Origin of the sequence: Reyranella sp., from assembly GCF_965279465.1 — a bacterium.
Taxonomy (GTDB): domain Bacteria; phylum Pseudomonadota; class Alphaproteobacteria; order Reyranellales; family Reyranellaceae; genus Reyranella.
In genome coordinates this window covers 1817663-1831874 of the sequence record NZ_OZ257242.1, presented here as the reverse complement: position 1 = coordinate 1831874, position 14212 = coordinate 1817663, and the positions used below count along the sequence as shown (strand labels likewise).

9 protein-coding genes are annotated in these 14212 nt (G+C 66.9%); 5 read left to right on the top strand and 4 right to left on the bottom strand.

Annotated elements, in window-relative coordinates:
• Nucleotides 1-39 precede the first annotated feature (39 nt).
• Entirely contained in the window at nt 40-2202 is a 2163-nt protein-coding gene (locus ACQY8M_RS08965; protein ID WP_428670984.1) for a molybdopterin cofactor-binding domain-containing protein, read from the bottom strand.
• Nucleotides 2203-2217: 15 nt separating this feature from the next.
• Nucleotides 2218-2670, bottom strand: coding sequence for a (2Fe-2S)-binding protein (locus ACQY8M_RS08960; protein ID WP_428670982.1), 453 nt, complete (start codon nt 2668-2670; stop codon nt 2218-2220).
• Between the two features lie 149 nt (nt 2671-2819).
• Here ACQY8M_RS08960 and ACQY8M_RS08955 point away from each other — a divergent pair, with 149 nt between their 5' ends.
• The 5 genes from ACQY8M_RS08955 (at nt 2820) to ACQY8M_RS08935 (ending at nt 11127) form a co-directional block, all read left to right on the top strand.
• Nucleotides 2820-4910, top strand: a complete 2091-nt coding sequence (locus ACQY8M_RS08955) for a hydantoinase/oxoprolinase family protein (protein WP_428670980.1) — start codon at nt 2820-2822, stop codon at nt 4908-4910.
• Nucleotides 4900-6630, top strand: coding sequence for a hydantoinase B/oxoprolinase family protein (locus ACQY8M_RS08950; protein ID WP_428670978.1), 1731 nt, complete (start codon nt 4900-4902; stop codon nt 6628-6630). Before ACQY8M_RS08955 ends, ACQY8M_RS08950 begins: the two co-directional genes overlap by 11 nt.
• Before the next feature lie 132 nt (nt 6631-6762).
• Nucleotides 6763-10137 (top strand): carboxyl transferase domain-containing protein, encoded by a 3375-nt coding sequence (locus ACQY8M_RS08945; RefSeq protein ID WP_428670976.1) that lies wholly within the window; start codon nt 6763-6765, stop codon nt 10135-10137.
• A gap of 104 nt (nt 10138-10241) precedes the next feature.
• Nucleotides 10242-10697 carry a MarR family winged helix-turn-helix transcriptional regulator gene (locus tag ACQY8M_RS08940; protein WP_428670974.1) on the top strand — a complete coding sequence of 152 codons (456 nt, stop codon included), beginning with the start codon at nt 10242-10244 and terminating at the stop codon, nt 10695-10697.
• A gap of 28 nt (nt 10698-10725) precedes the next feature.
• Nucleotides 10726-11127 (top strand): DUF1398 domain-containing protein, encoded by a 402-nt coding sequence (locus ACQY8M_RS08935; RefSeq protein WP_428670972.1) that lies wholly within the window; start codon nt 10726-10728, stop codon nt 11125-11127.
• A gap of 178 nt (nt 11128-11305) precedes the next feature.
• Here ACQY8M_RS08935 and ACQY8M_RS08930 read toward each other — a convergent pair whose 3' ends face one another.
• Together ACQY8M_RS08930 and ACQY8M_RS08925 are read right to left on the bottom strand one after the other, a co-directional pair.
• Nucleotides 11306-12364 carry a redoxin domain-containing protein gene (locus ACQY8M_RS08930; RefSeq protein WP_428670970.1) on the bottom strand — a complete coding sequence of 353 codons (1059 nt, stop codon included), beginning with the start codon at nt 12362-12364 and terminating at the stop codon, nt 11306-11308.
• 115 nt (nt 12365-12479) lie between these two features.
• Entirely contained in the window at nt 12480-14114 is a 1635-nt protein-coding gene (locus ACQY8M_RS08925; RefSeq protein ID WP_428670968.1) for a thiamine pyrophosphate-requiring protein, read from the bottom strand.
• Nucleotides 14115-14212 lie beyond the last annotated feature (98 nt).

Sequence of the window (14212 nt, the reverse complement as noted above, 5' to 3'; positions counted from 1 at the left end):
GCGCCTCGCTACGCTCGGCTCCGGTCGGGACGACGGACTTCAAGCGCCCTTCTTCAGCTCCTGATGCATCAGGGGCAGCTCGCGGACGCGCTTGCCGGTGGCCTTGTAGATCGCGTTCAGCGTCGCGGGAGCGGCCACGGCGATGGTCGGCTCGCCGACGCCGCCCCAGAAGCCGCCCGACGGCACCAGGGCGCACTCGACCTCGGGCATCTCGTCCATGCGCATCACGTTGTAGCTGTCGAAGTTGGTCTGCTCGACGACGCCGTCCTTGACGGTGATCTCGCCGTAGAGCGCCGCCGACAGGCCATAGACGAACGAACCCGCGATCTGGCGCTCGATCTGCGCCGGATTGACCGTGTAGCCCGGATCGGTCGCGGCCGTGATCTTGTGGATCTTGAGGATGCCGTCGGAGCTGACGGAGACTTCCGATACGCCGGCGACGTAGCTGCCGTAGCCCATGACCTGCGAGATTCCATGGAAGTGGCCGGCGGGCAGCGGCTTGCCGTAGCCCGCCTTCTCGCACGCGGCCTTCAGCACGGCGGCATACTTGGGCTTCAGGTTTTTCAGCCGGAACTCGAGCGGATCGACGCCCGCCGCCTCCGCGACCTCGTCCATGAAGCATTCCATGTAGACCGCGTTCTGGTTGACGTTCACGCCGCGCCAGAAGCCTGCCGTGAGGTGCGGGTTGCGCATGGCGTGATCGATCAGCAGGTTCGGCACGTTGTAGCCGTAGGCTGCCTCCGGCCCGCTCGGCATCAGGCCCTGGAAAGCCACCGGGTCCATGCCGTTCTGCAGGTTCTGGGGCGCCAGCGAGGCCAGGATCGACTGGCCCGAGATGCGGACGCGCAGGCCGACGATGTTGCCCTGGGCATCGAGGCCGGCCGTCAGCTTGCACATGGTCGTCGGATGATAGAGGCCATGCAGCATGTCCTCCTCGCGCGACCACAACGTCTTGATCGGTGTGCCCGGCATCTGCTTGGCGATCAGCACGGCCTGCCGCACATAGTCGGCACGACCGCGCCGGCCGAAGCCGCCGCCCAGCATCAACTTATAGACGTCGCACTTGGCGACCGGCAGGCCAGAGGCTTCCGACGCCGCGGCCAGCGCCGCCTCGCCGTTCTGCGTGCCGCACCACACTTCGCACTTGTCGGCGGTGTAGAGCGCTGTCGCATTCAGCGGCTCCATCGTGACGTGGTGCTGATACGGGAAGACGTAGGTCGCCTCGACCTTCTTGGCCGCGCCGGCGATCGCGGCGTCGGCATCGCCCGCCTTGTTGCCGATGAAGGCTTCCTTGGCGGTGAGCCCTTCCTTCAGCATGGCTGTGATGTCGTCCTGCTGAACGTCGCCCAGCTTGCCGACATCCCATTCGACCGGCAGCTTCTCGAGCGCCGTCCTGGCGTTCCACCAGGTGTCGGCGATGACCGCGACGGTGTTGCCGTCGACCGATACCACCTTCTTCACGCCCGGCATCTTCTCGACCTTGGCGGCCTCGAAGCTCTTGAGCTTGCCGCCGTTGACCGGACAGGCCTTGACCGCCGCGTTCAGCATCCCCGGCAGCTTTACGTCGATGCCGTAGATCGTGGCGCCAGTCAGCTTGTCGAGCGTGTCGAGCCGCTTGACCGGCTGGCCGACGATCTTCCAGTCCTTGGGATCCTTGAGCTTCACTTCCTTCGGTGGCTCGAGCTTGGCCGCCGCCGCAGCGAGATGGCCGTAGGTCAGCGTCTTGCCAGAGCCGTGCTTGACGACACTGTTTGCCGCCGAGCACTCTGCCGCCGGCACCTTCCATTCGGCGGCGGCCGCCGCGATCAGCATCTCGCGCGCGATCGCGCCGCCCTCGCGGACATATTGCTGGCTCTCGCGGATGCCGCGGCTGCCGCCGGTCGAATAGTTCCGCCAGACACGGTTGCGGCGGATGTTCTCGCCCGGCGTCGGATATTCGGTCGTGACCTTCGACCAGTCGCACTCGAGTTCCTCGGCCACGAGCTGGGCGAGGCCAGTGAGCGTGCCCTGCCCCATCTCGGAACGGGCGATGCGGATCACCACCGTGTCGTCGGGCTTGATCACCACCCAGGCGTTGATCTCCTGCACCTCGGCGGCCTGCGCCGAGGCATAGGGAAACGAGAAGCCGAGCGAGAAGCCGCCGGCGATGGCCGCACCGCTGGCGATGAAGCCGCGGCGGCCGAGAGAGGTCTGGATCGTCATGGTTATGTCCTCCCCTCAGGCCTTGGCGGCGGCGTGGATGGCTTCGCGGACCTGCTTGTAGGTGCCGCAGCGGCAGATGTTGGTCATCGCCGCGTCGATGTCGGCATCGGTCGGATTCGGCTTGGCGGCGAGCAGCGCGGTCGCGGCCATGATCATGCCGCTCTGGCAGTAGCCGCATTGCGGCGTGTCGTTCTCGAGCCAGGCCGCCTGGATTCTGTTCAGCTTGCCGTTCTCGGCAAGTCCTTCGATGGTGACGATCTTCTTGCCGCTCGAGACCGAGTTCAGCGGCACCTGGCAGGAGCGCGTCGCCACGCCGTCGATATGCACGGTGCACGCGCCGCACTGGGCGATGCCGCAGCCGTACTTGGTACCGGTGAGGCCGAGCGTCTCGCGCAGCACCCACAGCAGCGGCGTGCGCGGATCGGCGTTGGCCTGGAGCGATTTACCGTTGACGTTGAGCACGGCCATGTCGGTCTCCTGCGAGAAAGCGTTGTTCGGAATAGGGAAGACCCTATCGCACAGGCAAACGTGCCGCAAAGCGACACACCGATTGCCAGCGTCACAGACTCGTGAGGGTTCGCTGGACATCACGCCTCTGCGATGGGAAATGCGTAGCAATGAGTACACAAGCGGGTGATGTGCGCGTCGGCGTGGATATTGGCGGCACTTTCACCGACATTGCGGTGCAGATCGGCAGCCGATTTGTCACCACCAAGGTCCTGACGACGCCACGGGCGCCCGAGCAGGCCGTCATGCAAGGCATCGCCGCGGCGCTCGCCGAGGCGGGCGTCTCGCCGAACGAGGTCGACCTCGTCATCCACGGCACGACGCTTGCCACCAACGCGCTGATTGAGCGCAAGGGCGCGCGCACGGCGATGATCGGCACCGAAGGCCATCGCGACACCCTGGAGCTGGGCTACGAAGACCGATTCTCCGAATACGATGTGTTCATCGAGAAGCCCGCGCCGCTGATCCCGCGCGACCTGCGCTTCACCGTGCCCGAGCGCATGAGCGCCAAAGGCGAGGTCTTGCGCCCGCTCGACGAAGCGGCGGTGATGGCACTGGTGCCGGAGCTGCAACAGCTCCACGTTCAAAGCCTCGCGATCGGCCTGCTGCACGCCTATGTGAATCCCGACCATGAACGGCGGGTGCGCGACATCCTCGCGAAGCAGCTGCCGGGTATTTCCATCAGCCTGTCGAGCGAGGTCTGCGCCGAGGTGCGCGAGTATGACCGCTTCTCGACCACCGCCTGCAACGCCTATGTCCAGCCGTTGATGGCGGGCTATCTCGACCGCCTGTCGCGCCAGCTCAAGGAGACCGGCCTCGCCTGCCCGCTCTACCTCATGCTCTCGGGCGGCGGGCTGGCGACGCTCGAAACGGCGATGCGCTTTCCCATCCGCCTGGTCGAATCGGGGCCGGCTGGCGGCGCCATCCTGGCCGCAGGCATCGCCGCCGAATCCAATCTGCCGCGCGTGCTGTCGTTCGACATGGGCGGCACCACCGCCAAGATCTGCCTGATCGACGACTTCCGGCCGCAGGCGTCGCGCAGCTTCGAGATCGGCCGCATCTATCGTTTCTTGAAAGGCAGCGGCCTGCCCGTACGCATTCCCGTGATCGAGATGGTCGAAATCGGTGCCGGCGGCGGCTCGGTCGCGACCGTCGACCAGCTCAAGCGCCTCAAGGTCGGACCGGAGAGCGCCGGCGCCGAGCCGGGACCGGCGAGCTACGGCCGCGGCGGCACCGCCCCGACTGTGACCGACGCCGACCTCGTGCTCGGCCGCATCGACTCCCGCCGCTTTGCCGGCGGCAGCTTCTCGCTTGATGTCGAAGCGGCCAAGAGCGCGCTCGAACGGGATGTCGGCGAGCGGCTCGGGCTCGCGGCGATCCATTCCGCCTACGGCGTCAGTGAAATGGTCGACGAGAACATGGCCAACGCCGCGCGAGTGCACGCCATCGAACGCGGCAAGACCTTGGGCGACCGCACGTTGATCGCCTTCGGCGGCGCGGCCCCCTTGCATGCCGCGCGGCTTGCCGAGAAGCTCGGGATGGATCGCATCGTCATCCCGACCAGCGCAGGCGTCGGCTCGGCGGTCGGCTTCCTGCGCGCACCGGTCGCCTACGAGGTGGTGCGCAGCCGCTTCTTCCGTCTGAGCGGCTTCGACTCGGGCGCCGTCAACGGCATGCTGCGCGAGATGCAGGATGAGGCGCGCCAGATCGTGGCGACCGGTGCTCCCGGCGCGGCGATCCAGGAGCATCGTCATGTCGAAATGCGCTACATTGGCCAAGGCCATGAGATCGCCGTCGATCTGCCATTGCGCGATCTCACCACCGACGACGCGCCGCTTCTGCGCACCCTGTTCGAGCAGCGCTACGCCGAGATCTTTGGCCGCGCCGTGCCCGGGGTCGAGGTCGAGATCCTGGCATGGTCGATCACGATGAGCGCGTCGGTCGGCGGCAAGACGAGCGATCCCCCGGCGCCTGCCGAATCACACCCCACGGCCAACGATCGGCGCCGGCTGTTCGACGGGCTGCTGGGCGAATACAAGGATGTGGGCGTGCATTGGCGCGACCAGCTGGTACCGGGCAGCCGGATCGCCGGGCCCGCCATCATTGCCGAAGCGCAAACAGCGACCGTCGTGTCCGCGGTCTTCGACGCCCGCATCGATCGGTTCGGCCATATCGTATTGGAGCGCCGCCATGACGCGTAACGATCCCGCTGCAGCCATCCATATGCAGATCATGTGGAACCGCCTGATCGCCGTGGTCGAGGAGCAGGCGCAGACGCTGATCCACACCGCCTTCTCGACGGCGGTGCGCGAAGCGGGTGACCTCTCGGCCGGCGTGTTCGACCCTGCCGGCCGCATGATCGCGCAGGCGGTCACCGGCACGCCGGGCCACGTCAATTCGATGGCTTTGTCGGTCGGGCACTTCCTCAAGAAGTATCCGGTGGAGGTGATGAAGCCGGGCGACGTCTATCTGACCAACGATCCCTGGCTCAGCACCGGGCACCTCTACGATTTCACCGTCGTGACGCCGGCGTTCAAGAAGGGCCGTCTGGTGGCGTTGTTCGCCTCGACCGCGCATGTCGTCGATATCGGTGGCATCGGCTTCGGCGCCGACGGCCGCTCGGTGTTCGAGGAAGGGTTGTGCATTCCGATCATGCCGCTCGCCGAGGCGGGCATCCTCAACAAGCACCTGTTCGCCGTCGTCGAGGCCAACGTGCGCGAGCCGATCCAGGTGAAGGGCGACCTGCATTCGCTTGCCGCCTGCAACGAGACCGGCTGCCGGCGCCTGGTCGAGATGATGGACGAGTTTTCGCTCGCGACGCTCGAGGAGATCGCGCAGTTCGTTATCGGCAACTCGCGCGAGGCGATGCTGGTCGAGATCGGCAAGCTGCCCAAGGGGACCTGGCATCACAGCATGACGGTCGACGGCTACGAGGAGCCGATCGAGATCACGGCGGCACTGACGATTTCGGAGTCGGGCATCCATGTCGACTACACCGGTACCTCGCCGCACTCGGGCTACGGCATCAACGTGCCGTTCTGCTACACCGACGCCTATACCGCGTTCGGCGTGCGCTGCATCGTGGGGTCGGCGATCCTGAACAATGCCGGCTCGCTCGCCACCGTGACGGTGAGCGCACCCGAAGGCTCGATCCTGCATGCGCCGCGGCCCAGCGCGGTGACGGCGCGCCACGCGGTGGGCCAGATGCTGCCTGACGTGATGTTCGGCTGCCTGCACCAGGCGCTGGGCGGCGGCACGCCCGCAGAGGGTGCAGCGAGCCTGTGGGGCATGCCGCTGTTCGGCGGGCCCGGCATCGCGCCGGGTACGCAGCATCGCACGGACATCACGCGCTTCACGGTGATGGGCATCATGGCCGGCGGCACCGGCGCGCGGCCGCGCCAGGACGGCATGTCGGCAACGGCCTTTCCGAGCCGGGTGCGCTGCATTCCGATCGAAATCACCGAAACGATCTCGCCGGTCGTGGTCTGGCGCAAGGAGCTGCGCGCCGATTCGGGTGGCGCCGGCCGCCAGCGCGGCGGGCTCGGCCAAACCATCGAGATCGGCCTGACCGAGGACGCGCCCTTCATCATGTCGGCCGGCACGATGGACCGCGTGCTATTCCCGGCTCGCGGCCGCGACGGCGGCAAGCCCGGCGGCGCGGGGACCTTCGGCCTGTCGTCGGGCAACCTGTTCAGGGGCAAGCAGAAGCACACCGTACCAGCGGGCGAACGGCTGCTGCTCGAACTGCCGGGCGGCGGCGGCTACGGCGACCCGCAACAACGCGAGGTCTCCCGCGTGGCGGACGACGTGCGGCTCGGCCTCGTCTCGCCCGATGGCGCGCGGCACGAGTACGGTGTCGTTGTCGATGCTGGCGGCACGGTGGACGGGCAGGCGACGGAAGCGCTGCGCAGCACGAGCTGAATTTGAACGGCTGGAAGCGCGGCTCTCCAGAGCCGCTCATGGGTAGCGGAACCGAAGCAAGAGCGGCTCTGGAGAGCCGCGCTCCCAGCAGGCTATTGTCTGGAGGCAAATAAATGAATCCAGGGAGCGAAGATGTTCAAACGCGTACTGATCGCCAATCGCGGTGAAATCGCCATTCGCATCGCCCGGGCAGCGGCATCGCTCGGAATCGAATCGGTTGCCCTTTTCTCGCCGGCAGATTCGCAGTCGCTCCATACCAAGCTCACCGACAAGGCCCACGAGATCGGCAAGAATGTTGCCGATCCGCTGCGCGCCTATCTCGACATCGAGGCCGTCATCGCAGCGGCCAAGGAAGTTGGCGCTGATTGCGTCCATCCCGGTTACGGCTTTCTCTCGGAGAATGCCAAGTTTGCCGAGCGCTGTCGGGCCGAGGGCCTGCGCTTCATCGGCCCTTCTCCTGCTGCCCTCGCGCTGTTCGGCGACAAGGTCGCGGCCCGCGCCTTCGCCGAGAAGCAGGGCATTCCGGTCGTCCCCGGCGCAGCGGGAGCGCTCGCCTCGAGTGCCGAAGCAAAGGCTGTCGCCCAATCGATCGGCTATCCGGTGATGCTGAAGGCCTCCGCGGGCGGCGGCGGGCGCGGCATGCGCATCGTGACGGCCGATGCGGAGATGGACGAGGCGTTCGCCCGCTGTCAGGGCGAAGCGCAGGCCGCGTTCGGCGACAACGCGGTCTTCCTCGAGAAGATCGTGCCGCGGCCGCGCCACATCGAGGTCCAGGTCCTGGGTGACGGCCAGGGCAACGTGGTGCATCTGTTCGAGCGCGACTGCTCGGTCCAGCTGCGCCATCAGAAGGTGGTGGAGGTGGCACCCGCGCCCAACCTCGACGAAGGGTTGCGTCAGCGCATCCTTGCCGACGCCGTGACGCTCACCCGCGCCGCCGCCTACGAAAATGCCGGCACGGTGGAGTTCCTGGTCGACCCTGCGAGCGGCCGGCATTTCTTCATCGAATGCAATCCGCGCATCCAGGTCGAGCATACGATCACCGAGCAGGTCACGGGACTGGACCTCGTCGAGGCTCAGTTCCGGATCGCATCAGGCGCCTCCCTCGCGGCGATCGGCATGGCCGACCAGAAGGCCGTCGGTCAGCCGCGCGGATTCGCGATCCAGGCGCGGGTCGTGGCGCAAGGCACCGGCACGCTCATCGCCTACCGCGAGCCCTCCGGTCCAGGCGTGCGGGTCGATGCCTGCGGCTATCTCGGGCTGGCGCCGCCGCCGCAGTTCGATCCCCTGCTGGCCAAAGTGATCTGCCAATCGGGTTCCTCGGGCACGTTCGAATCGGCGGTCGACCGGACGGAGCGGGCGCTGGCCGAATTCCACATCGCTGGTCTGCCAACCAACGTCGAGCAACTGCGTGCGATCCTCGCCAATGCCGAGTTCCGGCGCGGCGATGCTCGGACGACCTTGCTTGCGGACGCGATCGAACCTGCGAAGGGCGAGCAGACGACACTGAAGTTTCTCGACCAGCAGGCCAGCGCGCTCGGGCGCGTTGGACGCAACGCGCAGGCACCTGCCCGGCCGCTTCCCGTCCCTCCTGGCCATCAGGCGATCGAGAGCCCGCACGCCGGCGCGGTCGTCGACATCAAGGTGCGCGCTGGCGACACGGTAAAAACAGGCCAGACGCTCTTCGTCGTCTCGGCGATGAAAATGGAAAGCTCGATCGGCGCGCCGTGCGCAGGCGTTGTCGAGAGCGTGGCGCCGATCACGGCCGGCAGTTCCGTGGACGGCGGGCAGATCCTCGCCGTGATCAAGCCGTCCGCCTCGATGCAACCAGCGCCGGTCGTGCCGAGGGACGAGAGCTGGACCCCGATGCTCGAGAAGGTCGCCGCACTGCAGGCAATCGCCCATGAGCGACTCGCTCCAGGCTCGCGCGAGCCGGGCGTGGTGCGCCAGCGCAACCGCAACAAGCTTACCTGCCGCGAGCGCATCGACGCGTTGCTCGACCGTGGCAGCTTCCGCGAGGTCGGCAGCCTGGCGGGCTTCGCGACCTTCGACGACGACGGCGAGATCGCCGCCTTCACGCCGGCCAGCCATGTCGGCGGACAGGGCCGCATCGAGGGCCGGCCATGCATCGTCTGCGCCGACGACTTCACCTCCCGCGGCGGCCATGCCGACGGCGCGATCGGCCAGAAGTCGCGCTATCTCGACCGGTTGTCGATCGAGATCAGGACACCCTCGATCCGCCTGCTCGACGGCTCGTCGGGCGGCGGCAGCGTCGCGACCATGGTGCCCAAACAAGGCAGCAGCGCGGAGTCGGCGGCCAAGGAAAGCACCGGCGCCATCAAGGTCGGCCAGCCGCGAGTCGTGGGCAGCGGCGGCTCGTTCCTGCCGGGCCATCTCGGCAGCTCCTACTACGCCGACCAGCTGGCGACCGTGCCGGTGGTCAACCTACTGCTGGGCAGCGTCGTCGGCATCGGCGCAGCGAAAGCGGTGCTCGGGCACTTCTCGGTGATGGTGCGCGACATCTCCCAGCTGTTCGTCGCCGGTCCGCCGGTGGTCAGCCATGCCATGGGTTACGACGTAACCAAGGAGGACCTCGGCGGCTGGCACATCCACTGCCGCAACGGCTCGGTCGACAACCTCGCGGAGAGCGAGGAGGAGGCGATGGAGCAAACCCGCCGCTTCCTGAGCTACCTGCCCTCGAGCGTCTACGAGGTCCCGCCGGTGCAGGCGACGACCGACAAGGCCGATCGCCGCGAGGAGGAGCTGCTCACCCTGGTGCCGCGCAAGCGCATCGCCACGTTCGACGTCCGGCACGCGATCCGGCTGCTCGCCGACAAGGACAGCTTCTTCGAGATCGGACCGCTGTGGGGCACCGACCAGGTCACGGGCTTCATCCGCCTGGCCGGCCATCCGGTGGGCGTGATCGCGTCCGACAGCCGGCACGTGAACGGCGGCGCGTTGACCGCGGACGGCTGCGACAAGCTCAAGCGCCACCTCGACCTCTGCGACCTGTTCCACATTCCGCTGCTCAACCTGGTCGACAATCCCGGCTTCGCGGTCGGCATCGAGCACGAGATCGCCGGCACGATCCGCAAGGGGGGCGAGTGGATGATCGCCTTCGCCCAGGTCCAGATCCCGATCTTCACGGTGCTGATGCGGCGCAGTTTCGGCGTCGCTGGCAACAACTACGCCACGCCGCGTTCGGCCGCGTCTGTTCGGGTGACGTGGCCCGCCGCCGACGTCGGCGGCATCCCGCCCGAGGGCGGCATCGAGGCGGCCTACAAGCGCCAGCTCGCCGAGGCCGCCGATCCCGCCGCCCTGCGTGCCGAGATCAACGCCCGCATCGAGAGCGTGCGCGGGCCCGTGGGTCCGCTCAACCGCTTCGAGATCGAGGAGATGATCGACCCGCGCGACACCCGCCCCCTCGCATGCGAATGGGTGGCCGACGCCTACCGGATCGTGAGCCAGCCCTCGCGGCTGCAGCCTCGGGCGCTTGCCTTCCGGCCGTAGGTAGTCTCGGCGGTCGTCTCGAGACAGTCGCCGCCGACGCCGAGAAAGAGATTGACTAGGAAACTTTATCGGGATAGTTTCCTAGTCAACTTTATGGTGAGCGCGTGGCTGCCAATCCATCCGAATTGACCGACCATCTCGGCTACTGGCTTCGCCAGGTTTCCAATCACGTGTCGCACGCCTTCGCCCGCAAGCTTGCGGCCAAGGATGTGACAGTTGCCGAGTGGGCGCTGCTGCGCGTGCTTCATGGTGGCGCACCGATATCGCCCAGCCGGCTGGCTGACGATATGGGCATGACTCGCGGGGCGATCACCAAGCTGGCGGACCGCCTCCTCGCGAAGTCGTTGATTGCCCGAGAGCCCAGCCCGGTCGACGGGCGCTCCCAGACGCTTCGACTGACCTCGAAGGGCACGAAACTGGTGCCCCGATTGGCCGCCCTCGCCGATGAGAACGAAACCGAGTGCTTCGGCTCCCTGACGGACGCAGAGCGCAAGGCCCTCCGGCGCATTCTGCAGGAGACCGCCGCTCGCCTGGGGCTCGACGCCATCCCGATCGACTGACCAACGCATGACCAAGAGGAAGACAGCCATGGACAGCCGCCTGATCCAGATTGCTCAAACGTGTCTCGATGGCGCGGAGCGCAACACTATGACCTTCCCTCAGATCGTCGGAACGCTGATGGAGGAAGGCTTTGAAAGCTACGCAATCGATTATCGCCGGTCGACCGCTACCTATTTCCGTGCGGATGGCGACAGCGTCATGCTGCCGATATCGCAGGGCAACAGCCCGATTGCGGCCGCGATGGACATCGACGCGGTGCGGGCCGCCATAAGGGACGCGCAGCAGCTCGTGCCGGGCTACACCTACGCAGGGTTCTCCTCGAAGATCATGGCGGCCGGATGTGCGGGCTATATGGTCTCGTTCAGCGGGCGGCGGGCCGTCTATTTCGGGCGCACCGCCGAAATCCACGTCGAGCGCTTTCCCGAGTAGGCTCAGATTCTCGATGCCCCGCCGATACGCCACACAAGCCGCGAAGACGCGGCGGTCGCTGCCGGCGAGCGCGGCCGATGCCGACATGGTCGACGCCGATCATTCGGGAAAGGCTGTTGGCGTACGCGGCGACCTCCCCGAAGATGGGGGAGGGAAAGCTCAACGTGCGGTCGTCCTGCTAAAGTTTGGGCGGCGGATAGTACGGCTTGTCGCCGAGCGCTTGCACGCGCTTCCAGAACTCGGGACCGCCTGCCTTGCCGACCTCGTCGAGGTCGGCGGCCTGGCGCCACAGGCTCCATGATTCGGGATGGAGTCGGCTGGCCTCGGCCATCTGCAGGTCGCCTTCGGCCGCGCGGCCATCGGCGCGCAGCCAGACACCGAGGCGGAAACGCGCGCGGGCCTCGGCGATCTCGGGCGTGACCTTCGGTAGGGCCGCACGAGCGGCACTGGCCGGCAGGGCGTGCTTGCCGGTCGTGACCCACGCGCGCACGGCCTCGATGTAGGCCTGGCGCGCGGCGAGACGGTCGGCCTGGTCCTCGGGAGCCATGGTGCGGGTCGCCAGATCCATACGCCGGAAGTGATCGGTCGAACCCGCCGTTTCGGGCGGACGGACGATCCTCCCTGCCTCGTCGATCCAGATCGCCTGCGGCACGTTCACGAGATTGTAGAGGTCCTCGAGCCGGTGCTCCTTGTCGATGAGCTGCCAGTAGTCGGACCGGGCCTGCTCGATCCACGGACGCGCGTGATCGGCGCCGCGGCTCTCTTCGGCGACGGCCACGACCATGAAGTTCCTGTCCTTAAGCTCGGCGTAGAGTTGCTGCCACACGGGCAAGTCGAACCGGCAGCCTCACCAACTGGCCCAGGTGGCGAGGAAGACCTTCTTGCCGCGAAGCTGCGACAGCGAGCGCGGCACGCCGTCGACATCCGGCAGGGTGAAGTCGGGCGCCTCGAGCCCTTCGAGCGCGGCGTTGCGTTCGTCGGCGGGTGCGCCCAGCGCCCACACGTCACGCCGCTCGCTCGCGACGACCGGGCCGCCGAGCTTCGTCCAGAACGCCGCGACATCGACCTCGTTGGTGCCAAGCGCCGATGGAGGCAACGGCACGCAGAGGTCGGCGCGGCACATGCCCTCGGGCTTGAGCGTCCAGCCGGTGACCGCCTCGGCATCGACCGGGCTCATCCAGAGGCCGTCGCGCGTGGCGACGTCGTGTTCCGCGAGCGGTGTCAGGATTTTCGTCATGCCGGAAGGCTACCCAAGCCACCGCACATTGTCATCCCGAGCGCAGCAAGGGATCTATGCTGTGGCCCCATAGATCCCTCGGCTACGCCTCGGGATGACACGCAGTGCGCGCGTGTCACTTCGGTGTCGAGATCGTCACTTCCTTCGACGTGATGAACTCGAGCAGCACGGGCACGCCCTTCTTCGTCTGCTCGATGCCGCGCTTGATCGCCGGGATGATGTCTTCCGGCTTGGTCACGCGCTCGCCGTAACCGCCGAAGGCACGGGCCATGGCGGCGTAATCTCCCGAGATGTCCGTCGAGCGGTACTTCTCGGTCGAGACCTTCATGATGTGCAGCTCGATCGCCATCGAGAAGTTGTTGAGCAGGATCGACATGATCGGAATCCGCTCGCGCACGGCGGTCTCGAAGTCCATGCCGGTGAAGCCGATCGCCGCATCGCCCCACACGTTGATGCAGAGCTTGTCCGGGCACGCGAGCTTGGCACCCATGGCGAGGCCGAGGCCGTAGCCGAGCTGCGTGGTCTTGCCCCAACCGATGTAGGTGTGCGGCGCGGTGGTTTTCCAGAACGGCGAGAGCTGATCGCGCGGGCTGCCGGCGTCGTGGGTGATGATGGTGTTGGCCTTGTCGACCGTATTCTGCAGGTCCCACAGAACGCGGTACGGATTGAGCGGCGCCTCGTTGCTGGTGAGCTTGGGCATCCACTCCTTGAGCCATTCGTCGGCCATCGGCTTGATCTCGGCCACGACCGGCGCCGCATCGCGCTTCTTGCCGCCGACCAGCTTGCTGCACTCGTCAATCATGGCGCGCAGCGCGAGCTTGGCATCGCCGACCAGCCCGTGCTGGGCACGCACGTCCTTGTTGAGATGGTTGGGATCCAACGTGGTGTGGATCACCGTCTTGCCCTTCGGCATCGAGATGCCGAAGTTGGTCTCGGTGAACGAGCAGCCGATGCCGAACAGCACGTCGCAATTGTCGAGGAAGTGGCGCACCGCCTTCGGATAGGCGCGCCCGCCCGAGCCGAGCGACAGCGGATGGGTCTCGTCGAAGCTGCTCTTGCCCTGGAGCGAGGTGCAGACCGGGATGGCGAGCAGTTCGGCCAGCTCCTTCAGCTCGTCGTAGGCTTCCGCCCAATGCACGCCGTGGCCGGCATAGATCACCGGCCGCTTGGCCGCGACCAGCACCTTGGCGGCTTCCTTCACCGCGGTGGGGTCAGGACCGTACTTGGTGGCGATCACCGGCTCGTAGGTCAGCGGCTCGGGCGCGTCCTCCGTGTTGGCCTCGGCCGGGAACTCGATGATCACCGGCGAGCCGCGGCCGTTGCGCAGCAGGCTGAAGGCCCGGCGCATGATGTTCTCGATCTCCTTGCCCGAGGTGATCGGCTCGGCGTGCTTGGCGACATGCGCCATGGTCAGGGTCGAGTTGAAGTTTGGCGGCACATGCGCGATGCGGCGCGGATAGCCCGCCGGGATGACCAGCAGCGGCACGGATTCGCCAAACGCCTGGGCGACCCCGCCATAGGCATTCTCGGAGCCCGGACCGCTCTGCATGCAGAACACGCCCATCCGGCGGCCCTTGGTCAGGCGCGACATGGCGTCGGCCATGTGCAGGCCGATGCGCTCCTGGCGCACGATGATGGGGCGGATGTCGAGCGCCGCGCAGTGCTCGATCAAATGGTTGACGGGGTAGGCGAAGAGATATTCGACGCCCTCGCGCTTCAGGATTTCGGCGATCGCCGGCCCGGTCTTCATCCTTGTTTCCTTCCCTTGAGTCGTGTCATCCCGAGCGAAGCGAGGGATCCATACTGATCAGCATAGATCCCTCGCTTCGCTCGGGATGACACCGTGCT